This is a genomic window from Rhizobium sp. K102 (assembly GCF_022385315.1).
In the GTDB taxonomy this organism is placed as follows: Bacteria; Pseudomonadota; Alphaproteobacteria; order Rhizobiales; family Rhizobiaceae; genus Rhizobium; species Rhizobium croatiense.
Map to the genome: position 1 here is coordinate 144,319 of NZ_CP092432.1, position 14,487 is coordinate 158,805.

Here is a 14,487-nt window from a genome sequence, read left to right on the forward strand (position 1 = left end):
TAACAAAATGCTGGCTTGACGCATGATTGCTCAGCCACGTGACAAAGCAGGACAGGCACATGAAACACGTACGTCAATCGGAACGCACATCCCGCCCCGAACAGCCTGTGGAAGTGCAGATGGCGACTGATGCTCAAATCGACCAGGGGCGTGGAGCCTTCCGCAACGCGGTCAATGCCAGCCCTCCGCTTGCCACGGGCACGGCCCCGCCATTTTCGGAAGCCTCCGTTGTCCGGCCATCGCACGGTCACGACGCAGATGTCGCAAGTCTGAAGCAACCGTTTGAGAAGGCTTTCCGGGCGAATCCCCGGCATCCTGCGACAAACGTCGACTTGCCATTCAACGCCGAAGAGATGTCCAGTGCCGTCGTACTCGACGCGATCCCGTTACCCGTCTTCTTCAAAAACAGAGATGGGATACACCTTGGTTGCAACAGGGCCTTCGAAAGCTTCTCCGGCCGCTCAAAGGGAGATATTATCGGAAAAACCGTTTTCGATTTGGTGCCCGCACCCATAGCCGAGACGTATGCCGCGTTGGACGAGGCGCTTTTTGCAAATGGCGGTGTTCAGCAATATGAAGCAAAGGCCACCACCGAGAATGGTGGTGTCGTTGATCTTTTACTCAGCAAGACCGCAATCACTGATATCGCTGGTAACAGGATCGGCTTGGTTGGCGCGATGTTGGACATCACAGAGCGAAAACGTGCGGAGCATGATCTCAAAGAGGCTCTTGAATTCGCAGAGGGAATTATTGCCGCCATTCCTGACGTTCTGTTCGAGGTAAATGCCGACGGTCGCTACCTGCAGGTCTGGGCAAGGAATCAGGAGATCCTGGCGCAGCGAAAAGAAGTGCTGCTCGGCAAGCTTGTCCGCGATGTGCTCCCTCCAGATCAGGCCGACATCGCTATGCTGGCTCTTGAAGAAGCCGATGAAACCGGCGCCTCCTACGGTCGTTGTGTCCGTATAGCCCTACCAAACGGCGAATCCCGTTGGTTTGAACTGTCGGTCGCAAGGCGACCAAGCAGCAATCACTCAACCGTCACTTTTCTGGTGTTATCTCGCGATATTACCGAACGAAAGCACGCCGAGGGCACGACTATTGAAGCTCGGGCTCGCCTCCTAAGTGTCCTGCAGACCATTCCGGATATGGTATGGCTGAAAGACGTAACAGGCAAATATCTGTTGTGCAATCATGCCTTCGAAGAATTGGTCGGCAAGGCAGAAGCGGAAATCGTCGGGAAAACGGATTATGACCTGTTTACTCCCGAACTCGCCCAGTTTTTTCGTGACAAGGATGAGGAGGCCATGCAAGCCGGCCGTATTCTCATCAATGAGGAACGGTTTACCGCTCACGAGGACGGTCGATCAACGCTTTTGGAGACTCGTAAGGTTCCGGTATTCACGGGGGAAAGCTGATGGGGATCCTCGGCGTCGCCCGCGATATCACCGAACTGGACACGTCCCGTAAGAAAATCCATCAGATGGCATTCTACGATTCTCTGACCGGCCTGCCTAACCGGACACTTTTCAATGAACGGCTACGCGAGATGATCGGGGACGCGGCTTCGGCGGGCCAGCGAGCCGGGGTGATGCTGATCGACATGGACCATTTCAAAGCGATCAATGACACTATGGGACATCCCGTCGGTGACGAGTTGCTGCGGCAGGTGGCGACACGCATGAAAAAAGGCGTCCGTGCCAGCGACACCGTGGCGAGACTCGGTGGAGATGAATTTGCAGTCTTGCTGCCCAATGTTCAGGACAATGACGATTTGGCTCAAATTGCCAGCAGAATGCTTGCCGCATTCGGCGAACGCTTCATGCTTTCCGACAGGGAGATCTTTGTATCCTGCAGCATCGGGATATCGGTATTTCCAAATGACGGCGACGCTCCCGACGATTTGGTGAAATATGCGGATTCTGCGATGTATTTGGCGAAGCGCTCGGGGCGTAGCAACTTCCGCTTCTACTCAAAGGATCTCACGATTGGGGCTGAAAAGCGCCTAGCGCTAAAATCAGACCTACGCCTAGCTTTGAAACATGAGCAACTTGAACTCCATTATCAGCCAAAGGTCCTATTGGACAACGGAAAGGTGATCGGTTCAGAAGCACTGCTACGATGGCATCATCCGAAGATGGGAATGATCCCTCCGGGAGAATTCATAGGTGTCGCCGAGGAAACGGGATTGATCATCGATCTTGGACGATGGGTGCTGCATGAGGCGTGTTGCACGGCTGCCGTCATGAATGCAGATGGACTGCCCCCGCACAAGATTGCGATAAATTTGTCTCCTAAGCAGTTTCAATGCCCGCGTTTGTCGCAAACGGTGGCGGACGTATTGCAGGAAACCGGTTGTCGTGCGGAGTGGATCGAGGTTGAAATAACTGAGAGTCTCCTGCTCCATAACTGCGAGGGCGTTTCGACGACACTCTCTCAATTGCATGCGAGCGGAATTTCCATAGCGATCGATGATTTCGGCACCGGCTACTCATCTCTGAGCTATTTGGCTAACTTTCCCATTGATACCCTCAAAATTGACCGGTCATTCATCAATCGATCCGACAAGCGAAGTAGAGAACTGGTCAAGGCAATTCTCTCAATTGCGCGCTGCCTAGGGCAAAATGTAGTCGCTGAGGGCGTGGAGACGGTCGATCAAGAAAAATTCTTGGCTGAAAGCGGCTGCGCTGTGGCACAGGGGTTCTACTATAGCAAGCCCATCCCGAAGTCCGAACTTCTCGCTGCAAACGCAGTGCCCGAGTTCTCTCGCGCTGATTCCCATCTTACGCCGATGCCCGCAGAGGAAGGGGTGGCACTCATGCGCTTGCCTCCCGCATCTGTTGGGACCCGAACCGCGTGAAGCCTACGGCTAACAGCGCGCAGGAACCACGCCACCTGCGGCGCTGTTTATACCGCACTCATCCAACGGAAGCCCAAACTACTCTGGGCGATTGGATAAAACGCGGACCAATAGGAATTACTTAAAACTTCAGGTGCTTTGATGTTCCGAAATATGCAGGCCCTGTACCGAATTGCGCGACGAAACATACGTTGACGTGTTTTCGCTTTCGATTGCCATTGCAAAGACTTGCCCAGTACAATCTACTATTCTGAGTCAATATCGTCAAAAGCATAACCGTGCAAAAGCTCATCCCATTTCCCCATCCGAATAGAAATTCTGCGGATTTGAAAAGTTCAACTGCGAATTCGAATGGCTCCGGACATTTCGACATCATCCAATCGCTGAAATCGGAACTTCACGATTTGGCTAGTGCCGTAAATCAGTTGGAGGCGCTATGTGAAGTCATACCGATCCCAAGCTGATACGTGCTCGCAACCTGACTGAACGACTGAGCGTCCGCGCTTGTCATCGTATTCCCTATGACCCTCTCTGGGCGTGGCGGCCAGTGGTTCGTTGAATCTTGCCAAACGTTCCCGGATCCCACCACTTCCCGAACACGGGAGCTTCAATTCGATCAACTCGAAACTTTCGGCCATTTGAACGGGTGGCGGAAAAAAAAACGCCAGTGATTGCGCCGTGATTTCGTAATGGTTCTGCCTATTTGCTGAAGGCGGTCGGCCGATTGGAATGCTCCATCAGACCTCAACTTACCGGCAGCAAGGACTGCAGGTTCGATAGCTTCTTTTCGTGGATGAGGATATACGGATCCTCGAACTCTACCCGCATCTTGTCCTGGTTGGCGACGAAGTAGGGGCTGAGGTACGGGTCGAATTGCATGCGCGCGAAGACTACGAGTTTGGTCTCGGCGGTCTTGGCTTCCTCGACGAAATGGCACTCTCGTTGCTAACCTTCTCCATTGCGTCGACGAGGAACGGCCGCGCAAGGTCGATGCCACGCTTCGGGTCCATCGATTCATCCCGGACGCTCCCGCCTTGCGTAATAGACTGGATTTTTCATTTCTGCCTGGGTTTCAAACCTGTCTCGCCGTGGTGTTGCTGCATCCCGTCCTGCCCCGGCTTTTGGTCCTGCCAGGCTCGCGCTGCCCGCAACGGCTTTGCCGTCCTTCACTTCGTTGCGGCCCTGCGGGTGCTGGCCGCACTTGCAGCCTGGCTTTTGGACCGCCGTAGCAGGTCGCGATGGCCGCGACCTCGAACGGAGGTTCAGAGATGAACAGGCAGCAATCCAATCAACGATCCGATATCTACCGCCGCATCACCACCAAGATCATCGCCGATCTCAAACAGGGCGTCCGTCCATGGACCAAGCCATGGACGACGGGAGGCTGGACAGCCGAGGTCAGCCGGCCACTGCGCCACAATGGCCAACCCTACACCGGCATCAATGCTCTGCTCCTCTGGTCTGAAGCCATCGCCCGCGGCTTTGCATCACCAAGGTGGATGACGTTTCGCCAGGCAATCGAGCTCGGCGGCGCCGTCCGCAGGGGCGAAACCGGCACGACCGTCGTCTTCGCCAGCTCTTTCATCCGCGCCGAGACGACGGAGACAGGCGCCGAAATCGAACGCGACATCCCCTTCCTCAAAACCTACACCGTGTTCAACACCGACCAGATCACCGGCCTTGATGGCCTTGCCCATTCCATCGCGCCTGACCAGGATTGGATGAGCCGCATCGGTGCTGCCGGCCGCTTCTTTGCCAATACCGGCGCCCTGATCCGCCATGGAGGATCGGCGGCCTATTATGCTGCTGCCCGTGACTACATCCAGATGCCGTGCTTCGACGCTTTCCGGGACGATGCATCCTATGTCGCCGTTCTCAGTCACGAGATGACGCACTGGACCGCTGCACCGCGAAGGCTCGATCGGGATCTCAGCCGCTATGCGAAAGACAGGAGCGAACGCGCCCGCGAAGAGCTCATTGCCGAACTCGGCAGCTGCTTTCTCTGCGCCGATCTTGGTATCGTCCCCGAGCTCGAACCACGCCCCGACCATGCAAGCTATCTCGATGACTGGCTCAAGGTTCTCGGCAGCGACAAGCGTGCCATCTTTTCAGCGGCAGCTCATGCCCAGCGCGCGGTCGACTATCTGCATGACTTGCAGCCGGACCTCAACGAGGAGGAGGCGGCGTGAGCCGTCTCCTTCTTCGCCACCCGGACGCCGCCCACTGCCGCGACCCGACGGCCGGAAGCTCCTATCCCGCGAACCGGCGTCTAAAATCGTCAGGCATTGACCTCGCGCAGCTAGTGGGGCGTGTTCACCGGCATATTGAAGTGACGCGCGAAGTATTCCGACGGCGTCGTCATGCGGCCCGTGGTGAGAACCAGCGCATCCCCTCGACCGTCGATGCTGAAAATCACGCGACTGTGCAGGCTTACAACCTCCTCCGGCAGATCCTCCCTTAGCATCGCGATGGCGGAAGCCATCGTCCGCCGAGGGCGAACGAGAACGATGTCCCGCGCGAACGAGTCGTCGTGCGTAGCATCGAGAGAAGCGTTGATGACAGCGGGTCGTCGGATGATCTATTTGGAACTAGCAAAAAATATTGCTTTGATAAATTTGCGCTGACAGCTTTGGCCGCGGCCTCAACACGAGCGGGTGCCTGCAGCCGCTGGCGCGCATTGGAAAGATGGAGGCGGACGGTTTGAATGGATAAGTTTCAGTCTCCTATGGATAGCACCGTCACTATCGCCGTCGGATAAAAGCTGCAAACAACGTCTTTCCTGTTTCGTCAGATCCTGCCTGGGATTAGCGATCTCTCCGTCCAAACGCGTTGGACCCGTTCATGAAATCTGTTTTCGCTTGGCGCGTAATGCCGGATAGACACTGGAGAGCCAACCATCGGCGCCCTCACCGGTAGGTCATGTTCCAGCCGAGTTCGCCGGTGCGCAACGCGCTCCATATGCTGAGCGGCGACGGAGATAGGGAACGCACGGGCGGGGGCAGTCGGTCCCGCCTCCCTGACGGCCGCTATGCTGAGGCTCCTGCGGCTGCCCTTGTTCCGCCCTTAGCGTGTCGAGAATTCCCGAAATCCGCCTGACGGCGCCGCTATGCTGATTTCTCCGATACTCTTCATTGTTTGAGTGGAACCCGCCTGCGGGCGGGTTGCCCCGGATCGCTGCCGGCAACCATACGATCGGGACTGCCAGATGATTCGCATCTCACTCCATTAAAGCCGAAAATCAGTCAGTTTAACCCCGCCTCCTGGCTGGTGCGGAAAGAGCTCAGCTTGCTCAGGAGGTCCTCAGAGATCTCGAATTGCCGCGCCGTCCCGCGGCCCATGGAGTTCTTCCCCATCGTCTCCACCAGCATTCCCCGCTTTACCAAAAGGTCGACCGTCTCCTTCACACCGCTGCGTGTTAGTTCGGTAATCTCAATGATATTAGAGAGTGTTAGCTTCTGGTGGGCCTGAGTCATGGTGTAGAGGATCGTCATCATGCCGATCTGCTTCAGCCTCGCCTGCGGGGTCTCGTCCTCCAGCGGATGGTCGAGGATCTCATGGAGAATAAGTCCCGAGAAGGCAAGGTTGTGCCATTGCGTTTTAATCGCGCTTGTCATGTCATTTAACTATGTTATATACGGCAGTATGAATGCGGGCAGGCGGATTGGGTCTCCCGAAACGCGATACGGCGCCATCGTCTCGAAGGATCCTGTTCATGAAAAGCCTTCTCCTGAATTCACTGCTTACGGTCTGCTTCGTTGCGCCACCCTATCTTATTTTCGGCAGTAAAGCGCGGGCCGAGGATTGGGGATGCCAGGTTATCCTATGCCTTTCCAATCCCGGCGGGCCGACGCAATATGCAGAATGCCGGCCGCCGATCCAGAAGCTGTGGCGGGAGCTTGCCGAGGGCCACTCATTCCCGACCTGTAGCGGCGTCGGTTTTCAGAGTTCGCGGCCGGTCTATGAACCCTATTATTGCGATGCGGGGTACAAGCTCACGACTGATAGCGGTCGCGGCGGTCGGCAAGCAAGCTGCGTGTCGACATCGCCGCAGCCGGTCAGCAACAGCCTCTGCTGGGATGGGAACGACTATGCTTCCCGGGACAATTCGGTCCTGTCGCCACATTGGCAGCGCGTGGACGGGCACCGCCAGTGCATGGGCTATCCGATAACGCGCCCGAATGTGCGATCGCAGCCGCACTATGTCGATGTCACCATCGACGGCGCCGGTAAACAGCGCGTTTGGTACTGACCGATGGGTGCTGCATTCGTCGAAATCGCGCAAACCTGTGCGCCGATGGTTCAGGTCGAGACGCTGGCCGGCATTGTCAGCCTTGAGAGCCGGTTTCAGCCCTTCGCCATCCGCATCAACAGCGCCCCGCCACTCGCCGCTCAACCCGCATCGAAGGCCGAAGCGATCGAGGTTGCCACGTCTCTGATTGCCGATCGCCAGGATATTCAGATCGGCCTTGGCGGTATTGGCATCGAGGCGCTCCAAAAACTGAAGCTATCCGTCGTCGACGCCTTCGATCCCTGCATGAACCTCAAGGCCACGGCTACGCTTCTCGACGGATACTACCGCGCCGCATTACGCGCGGGGGATCCGGCTCAGGCCGAAAGGGTGATGCTCCAGTCCTATTATGGCCGCGATGATCGATCCCTCGGCGCCATGGTCAAATATGACGAGCAGGTACGCCAGGAAGCAAAGCAGTTATTGCCGACGCTTGCCTCGCTCACGATTGGCGAACGCGCTGACCAGGCCGGGTCTGGCGTGCCGACGCAAGATGAGGCGCCGCCGGCGCTTGCGAAACAATCCTCCCAAACCGCTGAGGCCGCATCCTGGGATGTTTTCAGCTCAGGGCGGCGATCCACGGTTCTCGTTTTCCAGAATGATTGATCGGAGCAAAGTGAATGATCTCCAAAGCCAGTCTTCGCCCCCTTGCCGCATCCACGCTCATGGCGGCCGCCATTGTCATCTGCTTGGTCGAGCCAGCTTTCGCCCAGGCCGCCGGCATCGAAACCGTGCTGCAGAACATCGTCGACATGCTGACAGGCAATATCGCCCGTCTGCTGGCGGTCATCGCCGTCATCATCATCTGCATCGCCTGGATGTTCGGCTACATGGATTTGAGGCGGGCCGGCTTCTGGATTATCGGGATCGGCGGCATCTTTGGCGCCACCGAACTGGTCAACACCATCGTCGGGAATTGAGCGCCATGGCGAGCATTCCGATCCTCGAAGACGACACGCTGTTTCTCGCCTGCACGCGCCCGGCAATGATCGCCGGCGTGACGATGGAGGCGATGGGCGTCAACATCATGCTGACGACCATCCTTTACATCACCGCGGGATCAATCGCCTACGCGCTGGTCGGGATCGTCTTCCATGTCCTGTTTCGCGCGCTCGTCAAACACGACCACAACATGTTTCGGATCCTGATTGCGTGGATTGAAACCCGCGGCCGCTCCCGCAATGCCGCCTATTGGGGCGGGGCCACGCTCTCGCCCCTGGCGCTCATCCGACGTTATGACGAAAGGGATCTCAGCTTTGTCTAACATTGCAACGCTCCGGTCGCGCGAGCTCGGGCCGGAAACCTTCATCCCCTATGTCAGGCATGTCGACGAGACGACCATTGCGCTCGAATCCCGAGCGTTGATGACGATGATCGCTCTCGACGGCGTTTCCTTCGAGACATCAGACGTCAGGGACCTCAACGGCCTGCACCGCAGCCTGAACACGCTCTATCGCAATATCGCTGACGAGCGGCTGGCGCTCTGGACGCATGTGGTGCGCCGCCGCGACAATGCTTATCCCGAGGGACGCTTCGCCAATCCCTTCTCCGACGGTCTGAACGCGCGATACCGCGAGCGCATGGTGAGGGAAGACCTGTTTCGCAACGATCTTTACCTCACCCTTGTCTGGCATCCCGGCCGGGATCCTGCCGAAAAGGCGGCCAGGCTTCTCTCCCGGCTGCGCAAGGCCCGCCGATCCGATACCGAGCTCGACGGGCAGGCTCTGAAGCATCTGCGTGACCGCGTGGCGGATGTCGTCGCCGGCCTGCAGCGCTTCGAGCCGCGGCTGCTCACCCTCCACGAACAGGACGGGATCCTTTTCTCCGAGCCGAGCGAAGTGCTCCACCAGATCGTCGGCGGCCGGCGGGAGCCGATCCCATTGACGGAGGGACGAATTTCCTCGGCAATCTATTCCGACCGGGTCATTTTCGGGCGTGAGACCGTCGAGATCCGTCACGAGGCCGACAGCCGCTATGCCGGCATGTTCGGCTTCAAGGAATATCCGGCGACGACGCGCAGCGGCATGCTCGACGCTATCCTGACCGCACCTTTCGAGCTCATCCTGACGCAGTCCTTCGCCTTCACCTCAAAGGCAGATGCCCGAACGATCATGGGCCGCAAGCAGAACCAGATGGTCAGCGCCGGCGACAAGGCGGCTTCGCAGATCGAGGAACTCGGCGAGGCGATGGACGATCTCGAATCCAATCGCTTCGTTTTCGGGGAACATCACCTTGCGCTTGCCGTCTTCGCGCCTTCGGTCAAGGAGCTGACCGATCACATGGCGAAGGCGCGCGCCTATCTCACCAGCGGCGGCGCGGTCGTCGCCCGCGAGGATCTCGGGCTCGAGGCCGCCTGGTGGGCGCAATTGCCGGGCAATTTCCGCTATCGCGCGCGCTCGGGAGCGATCACGTCGCGCAACTTCGCAGCCCTGGCGCCCTATCATTCCTATCCGGCGGGCAAGAAGGACGGCAACGAGTGGGGACCGGCCGTCGCCATGCTCAAGACCGCGTCCGGCTCACCCTTCTATTTCAATTTCCACCACGGCGACCTCGGCAACACTTTCGTCTGCGGCCCGTCGGGTGCGGGCAAGACGGTGCTGTCGAACTTCATGCTGTCGCAGCTCGAAAAGCACGATCCTCATATGGTCTTCTTCGACAAGGACCGCGGCGCCGATCTCTTCGTACGCGCAGCCGGCGGTACTTATCTGCCGCTGAGGAATGGTGTCGCCACCGGCTGCGCGCCGTTGAAAGCACTGGAATTCACTGCGGAAAACAAAGTATTCCTAACCGGTTGGATCACCAAGCTGGTCCGATCCGGATCTGGCGAATTGTCGATCACCGAGTTGCGCGACATCACCTCGGCGATCGACGGGGTGGCGGACCTGCCGGTGGAGCGTCGCTCCATCGGCGCCCTGCGCACCTTCCTCAACAATACCGATCCCGAGGGCATTGCCGCACGTCTGCGACGGTGGGAGAGGGGCGGGCCGCTTGGTTGGGTCTTCGACAACGAGGCTGACGATATCGGTATCGGCGCCAGGTTCATCGGCTACGACATGACCGATTTCCTCGACAATGAGGAGATCCGCACCCCGTTGATGGCCTACCTGTTCTATCGCATCGAGCAGCTGATCGACGGGCGTCGCATCATCATTGTCATCGACGAGTTCTGGAAGGCGCTGCAGGATGAAGGCTTTCGTGATCTCGCCCAGAACAAGCTCAAGACGATCCGCAAGCAGAACGGTCTCATGTTGTTTGCGACCCAGAGCCCGCGCGATGCCATCGTCTCGCCGATCGCCCACACGATCATCGAGCAGTGCCCGACCCAGATCTTTCTTCCGAACCCGCGCGGCGACCGCGCCGACTATGTCGACGGCTTCAAGCTGACCGAGCGCGAATTCGAGCTCGTCTCGCGCGAGCTCTCCGTCGAGAGCCGCCGCTTCATCGTCAAGCAGGGGCACAACAGCGTCGTCGCCGAGCTGAACCTCAACGGCTTCGACGACGAACTCGCCATCCTCTCCGGCCGGACGGCCAATGTCGAGCTTGCCGATGCCATCCGATTGGAGATCGGCGAGGGACGGGAGGACTGGCTTGCCGTGTTTCACCAGAGGAGGAAGACAGCATGATCCGAACAGGAACGATGCGGCCGTTGTTTGTATCGGCCGCTCTTTTGGCGTCGGCGATGCTGGCATCGGCCCAAGGCATCCCCGTCATCGATCAGACATCGATCGCTAAGCAGATCGAGAGCATCACGCAGCTGAAGTCCCAGCTCGACACCTTGAACCAGCAGCTCCAGCAGGCCCAGCAGCTCTACGGCTCGCTGAACAAGATCACCAACATGGCCGACGTCGCCAATCTGCTGAACGATCCGTCGATCCGCAAGGCGCTTCCACAGGACTTTAACGCGATCGAGGGGCTGCTCAAAGGTTCCGGCAGCGGCGTCTTCGGCAGTTCCGCTTCGAAATTCCGCCAGGACAACTCCAGCTATCGCACCGATGCCGACGATTTCTATGCGCAGGAGTTGTCGCGCATCCAGAACCAGAACGCCGGGCAGATGAGCCTCGGCCAGCAGATCTACGATGCAGCGACCAAGCGCATCGACGGCATCGATGAGCTTCGCCAGAAAATCTCCAGTGCTGCCGACGCCAAGGACATCGCCGATCTGCAGGCCCGCCTCCAGGCCGAGACCGCCTTCCTGCAAACCGACGTCCTGCGCATGCAGGGCCTGCAGATGGTCCAGCAGGCCCAGGTGCAGGTCGACGACCAACGCAAGGCCGAGGACTGGCGCAAGCGCATGGACACGATGGGAGCGGCGCTCAAATGAGGTGGTTTCTTTCCGGCACGGCCATGCTTTTACTGGCGGCCTGCTCCCCACAGGCGGATAAGATTTACACCGTCGATGAGCTCATGGCGGACGATGCTCTGCTCGCTAGGATTATCGGCGAATGCCGTAACAATCCCGGAGAACTCCGCGATACGCCCAATTGCCGCAACGCCGAGGCAGCCGACGGCAAGCTGCGGCTGGAGCGGATGGGCAAATCGTTGGGAGGCTGACGATGTATCAGGTCTTCAGCTTCGTCGACGGACAGTTCAAGACACCGCTCGAAAATTTCATTTCCTCCGGCACCTCAAATATCGCCAGCTGGGTCAGCGGCCCGCTGACGGCGGCACTCACCCTCTATGTCGTGCTCTACGGTTATCTCGTTCTGCGCGGCTCCGTGCAGGAACCGATCCTCGAATTCGCCTTCCGGGCGATGAAGCTCGCCATCATCGTCATGCTGGTGAGGAACGCCGGCGACTATCAGACCTACGTCACCAATATCTTTTTCGATGCGCTGCCGCGCGAAATCTCGCAGGCGCTGAATTCGGGCACGGCGCCGAGCGCGTCGACCTTCGACAGCCTGCTCGATAAGGGCCAGAAATGCGCCAAAGAGATATGGGCGCGGGGCTCCTGGCCTATCGATATCGTCACCGGCGTGGGCGGCCTACTGGTTATCGGCGCAAGCTTTCTTGTCGCGGCGATCGGTTATATAGTTTCGCTCTATGCCCGGCTGGCGCTTGCCATCGTGCTGGCAATAGGTCCGATCTTCATCGCGCTCGCCATGTTCCAGTCGACCCGCCAATTCACGGAATCCTGGATCGGCCAGCTCGTCAATTTCGTCATCCTTCAGGTCTTGGTCGTTGCCATCGGCTCGCTGCTGATCACCTGCATCGATACGACGTTTACGGCGATCGAAAGCTATAGCGACGTGCTGATGCGGCCGATCGCGCTCTGCGCCATTTGCGTTGCCGCCCTCTACGTCTTCTACCAACTGCCCGGCATTGCTTCGGCTCTTGCGGCGGGCGGGGCGTCGCTCACCTACGGCTACGGCGCCGCCCGCGATGCGCATGAAAGCACGCTCGCCTGGGCGACATCCCGCACAGTGAGAGCGGCCGGCCGCGGCGCGCGTTCCGTCGGCCGCCGCCTGACTCCAGGCCGGACCGAATGACGGTCACCAACGCTTCAGACAATTGAACAGGTTTTTTGGATGCTCCGAATCGTTTTGTCGTTTTTGCTGACCGCCGGTCTCGTAGGCTGCGGTTCGATGTCCCACCCGCTACCCAAATGTGATGGTTATTCCCGCCGGCCGTTGAACCGCGCCATGTGGCAATGGCAGGACAGTGGAGGCGAGCAGCCGGCGACCCGGGCCGTTCCCGCTGAGCCGACCAGTCACGCCGCTGCCTATGTGCAGGAGCCGTCCTCAGTTACGCCGGCCGCTTTCGCGCATTTCGATGTCGCGGGCTCCTACCGTCCATGCGAGGGCGAGTGACATGGTGACCACGGATAACCTCAAAAGTTACTTCGACAAGGCCCGCCGGTTCGATCAGGACCGGATGATCCAGGTCGAGCGTTCCGCCCGCATTGCCTGGTTCGTCGCTGTTTGCGCGAGCATCCTTGCTGCCGTTTCAGTCTTTGCTGTTGCCGGCCTCACGCCTTTGAAAACCGTCGAGCCCTTCGTCGTGCGGGTCGACAATTCCACCGGCATCGTCGATGTGGTCTCGGCGCTGACATCCACCGCCGGCACCTACGACGAGGCCGTCACCAAATATTTCGCGGCCAAATATGTCCGCGCCCGCGAAGGCTATGTCTGGAGTGAAGGCGAGGAGAACTTTCGCACTGTCGCGTTGCTATCGACGCAGCCGGAGCAGAACTCGATTTGCCACAGTCTACCGCGGCAGCAATCCCGATTCCCGCAGAACATTTATGGCCGCAGCGCCACGTCGCGGATCAACATTGTTTCCATCTCGCTGATCAACGCCAATGTGGCATCCGTCCGCTATATGAGGACCGTGACCCGCGGTGACGAGGTGCGCACCACGCACTGGGTTGCGACCCTGACCTTCTCCTATGCCAACGCTCCGATGTCCTCGACCGACCGGCTGACCAATCCGCTCGGCTTCGTCGTCAGCGAATATCGCGCCGATCCGGAGGCCATCAATTGAGACCGCACTTTCTCCTTCCGCTCATCCTGGCCACCGGGTTTTCGTCTGCAGCGCTCGCCCTCGAGACGCCGCGCGGCGCCGCGCAGGACAGCCGCATCCGTTTCGTCGACTACCAGCCCTATAACATCACCAAAGTCGTCGGCACGCTGCGGTCTTCGGTGCAAATCGAATTCGCCGCCGACGAGGAAATCGCTCATGTGGCGCTTGGCAACAGCGTTGCTTGGGAAGTGGCGCCGGCCGGCAACATCCTGTTCCTGAAGCCCAGGGAAAATCAGCCGGTGACGAATATCTCGGTCGTGACGACACGACGGGACGGCTCGACCCGCAGCTATCAGATGGAACTCACCGTCCGCGACGGCAGCGTCGAAGCCGGTCAGAACACCTATTTCTATGTAAAATACCGCTATCCCGCTGATGAGGCGGAGCGGCGCCGGCAGGAAGCAGCTGCGCGCGCGCAGGCGGCACAGGCCGGCGAGGCAGATCGCGTGCTTGCCCTTCACGAAGCTTATGGACCGCGCAACTGGCGTTATTCGGCGCAAGGGTCCCAGGCGCTCGAACCGCAAGCGGTCTATGACAACGGCAAGGTCACCACCTTCGCCTTTGCCGGCAACCAGGAAATGCCGGCGATCTATATGGAAAACTCCGACGGCAGCGAAAGCCTGGTTCCGAAGTCAGTCGACGGCAATCTCGTCCTCGTTCACGCGATCAGCCGCAAGTTCATACTGCGCCGTGGCGGCGACGTGCTTTGCGTCTTCAACGAAGCCTACGATCGCGTCGGCACCAATCCCGAGACCAACACGACGTCACCATCGGTCGAGCGCGTCGTCAAAGTGCCGCCCGGCGCGGCGCAATAGGAGGTAAC

14 protein-coding genes and 2 pseudogenes are annotated in these 14,487 nt (G+C 59.0%); 13 read left to right on the top strand and 3 right to left on the bottom strand.

Annotated elements, in window-relative coordinates:
• Nucleotides 1–59: 59 nt before the first annotated feature.
• Nucleotides 60–2,857, top strand: a pseudogene (locus MHI61_RS00705) (EAL domain-containing protein).
• Nucleotides 2,858–3,604: 747 nt separating this feature from the next.
• On the opposite strand, the pseudogene groEL reads toward MHI61_RS00705, so the two are convergent.
• Nucleotides 3,605–3,831, bottom strand: a pseudogene (gene groEL / locus MHI61_RS00710) (chaperonin GroEL); the annotation flags it as partial.
• Nucleotides 3,832–4,125: 294 nt separating this feature from the next.
• Between groEL and MHI61_RS00715 the strand changes: the two are divergent.
• On the top strand, nt 4,126–5,046 hold the full coding sequence (locus tag MHI61_RS00715) for a zincin-like metallopeptidase domain-containing protein (protein WP_029875459.1): 921 nt from the start codon (nt 4,126–4,128) through the stop codon (nt 5,044–5,046).
• 110 nt (nt 5,047–5,156) lie between these two features.
• Here MHI61_RS00715 and MHI61_RS00720 read toward each other — a convergent pair whose 3' ends face one another.
• Both MHI61_RS00720 and MHI61_RS00725 read right to left on the bottom strand, forming a co-directional pair.
• Nucleotides 5,157–5,339 carry a hypothetical protein gene (locus MHI61_RS00720; RefSeq protein WP_009993909.1) on the bottom strand — a complete coding sequence of 61 codons (183 nt, stop codon included), beginning with the start codon at nt 5,337–5,339 and terminating at the stop codon, nt 5,157–5,159.
• A gap of 760 nt (nt 5,340–6,099) precedes the next feature.
• Nucleotides 6,100–6,471 (bottom strand): hypothetical protein, encoded by a 372-nt coding sequence (locus tag MHI61_RS00725; protein WP_012489483.1) that lies wholly within the window; start codon nt 6,469–6,471, stop codon nt 6,100–6,102.
• 98 nt (nt 6,472–6,569) lie between these two features.
• On the opposite strand from MHI61_RS00725, the gene MHI61_RS00730 reads away from it, so the two are divergent.
• The 11 genes from MHI61_RS00730 to virB9 are packed head-to-tail and all read left to right on the top strand — an operon-like array spanning nt 6,570 to nt 14,479.
• Nucleotides 6,570–7,106, top strand: coding sequence for a hypothetical protein (locus MHI61_RS00730; protein ID WP_012489484.1), 537 nt, complete (start codon nt 6,570–6,572; stop codon nt 7,104–7,106).
• A gap of 3 nt (nt 7,107–7,109) precedes the next feature.
• The gene (locus MHI61_RS00735; protein ID WP_009991940.1) at nt 7,110–7,751 is read left to right on the top strand and encodes a transglycosylase SLT domain-containing protein; all 642 of its coding nucleotides are present in this window, start codon (nt 7,110–7,112) and stop codon (nt 7,749–7,751) included.
• A gap of 14 nt (nt 7,752–7,765) precedes the next feature.
• Entirely contained in the window at nt 7,766–8,065 is a 300-nt protein-coding gene (locus tag MHI61_RS00740; protein WP_009991942.1) for a TrbC/VirB2 family protein, read from the top strand.
• Nucleotides 8,066–8,070: 5 nt separating this feature from the next.
• Nucleotides 8,071–8,409, top strand: coding sequence for a type IV secretion system protein VirB3 (locus tag MHI61_RS00745; RefSeq protein WP_010068249.1), 339 nt, complete (start codon nt 8,071–8,073; stop codon nt 8,407–8,409).
• Complete coding sequence (locus tag MHI61_RS00750) at nt 8,402–10,768, top strand: VirB4 family type IV secretion system protein (RefSeq protein ID WP_029875460.1); 2,367 nt, start codon at nt 8,402–8,404, stop codon at nt 10,766–10,768. Before MHI61_RS00745 ends, MHI61_RS00750 begins: the two co-directional genes overlap by 8 nt.
• Nucleotides 10,765–11,466: a P-type DNA transfer protein VirB5 gene (gene virB5 / locus MHI61_RS00755; protein ID WP_009996884.1), complete on the top strand. Its 702-nt coding sequence runs from the start codon at nt 10,765–10,767 to the stop codon at nt 11,464–11,466. Before MHI61_RS00750 ends, virB5 begins: the two co-directional genes overlap by 4 nt.
• The gene (locus tag MHI61_RS00760; protein WP_009996882.1) at nt 11,463–11,696 is read left to right on the top strand and encodes an EexN family lipoprotein; all 234 of its coding nucleotides are present in this window, start codon (nt 11,463–11,465) and stop codon (nt 11,694–11,696) included. Before virB5 ends, MHI61_RS00760 begins: the two co-directional genes overlap by 4 nt.
• 2 nt (nt 11,697–11,698) lie before the next feature.
• Nucleotides 11,699–12,631 (top strand): type IV secretion system protein, encoded by a 933-nt coding sequence (locus MHI61_RS00765; protein WP_239789247.1) that lies wholly within the window; start codon nt 11,699–11,701, stop codon nt 12,629–12,631.
• 39 nt (nt 12,632–12,670) lie between these two features.
• A complete protein-coding gene (locus MHI61_RS00770) occupies nt 12,671–12,952 on the top strand; it encodes a hypothetical protein (RefSeq protein WP_012489488.1) in 282 nt (93 codons plus the stop codon).
• A gap of 1 nt (nt 12,953) precedes the next feature.
• The gene (locus MHI61_RS00775; protein WP_239789248.1) at nt 12,954–13,625 is read left to right on the top strand and encodes a virB8 family protein; all 672 of its coding nucleotides are present in this window, start codon (nt 12,954–12,956) and stop codon (nt 13,623–13,625) included.
• Nucleotides 13,622–14,479 (top strand): P-type conjugative transfer protein VirB9, encoded by an 858-nt coding sequence (gene virB9 / locus MHI61_RS00780; RefSeq protein WP_009996879.1) that lies wholly within the window; start codon nt 13,622–13,624, stop codon nt 14,477–14,479. The genes MHI61_RS00775 and virB9 overlap by 4 nt, the downstream gene beginning before the upstream one ends.
• Nucleotides 14,480–14,487 lie beyond the last annotated feature (8 nt).

Bases quoted from the DNA above. Each gene is read 5' to 3' on its own strand.
- MHI61_RS00760 (WP_009996882.1), top strand. From the start codon at position 11,463: ATGAGGTGGTTTCTTTCCGGCACGGCCATGCTTTTACTGGCGGCCTGC.
- MHI61_RS00730 (WP_012489484.1), top strand. From the start codon at position 6,570: ATGAAAAGCCTTCTCCTGAATTCACTGCTTACGGTCTGCTTCGTTGCG.
- MHI61_RS00740 (WP_009991942.1), top strand. From the start codon at position 7,766: ATGATCTCCAAAGCCAGTCTTCGCCCCCTTGCCGCATCCACGCTCATG.
- MHI61_RS00720 (WP_009993909.1), bottom strand. From the start codon at position 5,339: ATGGCTTCCGCCATCGCGATGCTAAGGGAGGATCTGCCGGAGGAGGTT.
- MHI61_RS00715 (WP_029875459.1), top strand. From the start codon at position 4,126: ATGAACAGGCAGCAATCCAATCAACGATCCGATATCTACCGCCGCATC.
- MHI61_RS00735 (WP_009991940.1), top strand. From the start codon at position 7,110: ATGGGTGCTGCATTCGTCGAAATCGCGCAAACCTGTGCGCCGATGGTT.
- MHI61_RS00775 (WP_239789248.1), top strand. From the start codon at position 12,954: ATGGTGACCACGGATAACCTCAAAAGTTACTTCGACAAGGCCCGCCGG.
- MHI61_RS00745 (WP_010068249.1), top strand. From the start codon at position 8,071: ATGGCGAGCATTCCGATCCTCGAAGACGACACGCTGTTTCTCGCCTGC.
- MHI61_RS00765 (WP_239789247.1), top strand. From the start codon at position 11,699: ATGTATCAGGTCTTCAGCTTCGTCGACGGACAGTTCAAGACACCGCTC.
- MHI61_RS00770 (WP_012489488.1), top strand. From the start codon at position 12,671: ATGCTCCGAATCGTTTTGTCGTTTTTGCTGACCGCCGGTCTCGTAGGC.
- virB5 (WP_009996884.1), top strand. From the start codon at position 10,765: ATGATCCGAACAGGAACGATGCGGCCGTTGTTTGTATCGGCCGCTCTT.
- MHI61_RS00725 (WP_012489483.1), bottom strand. From the start codon at position 6,471: ATGACAAGCGCGATTAAAACGCAATGGCACAACCTTGCCTTCTCGGGA.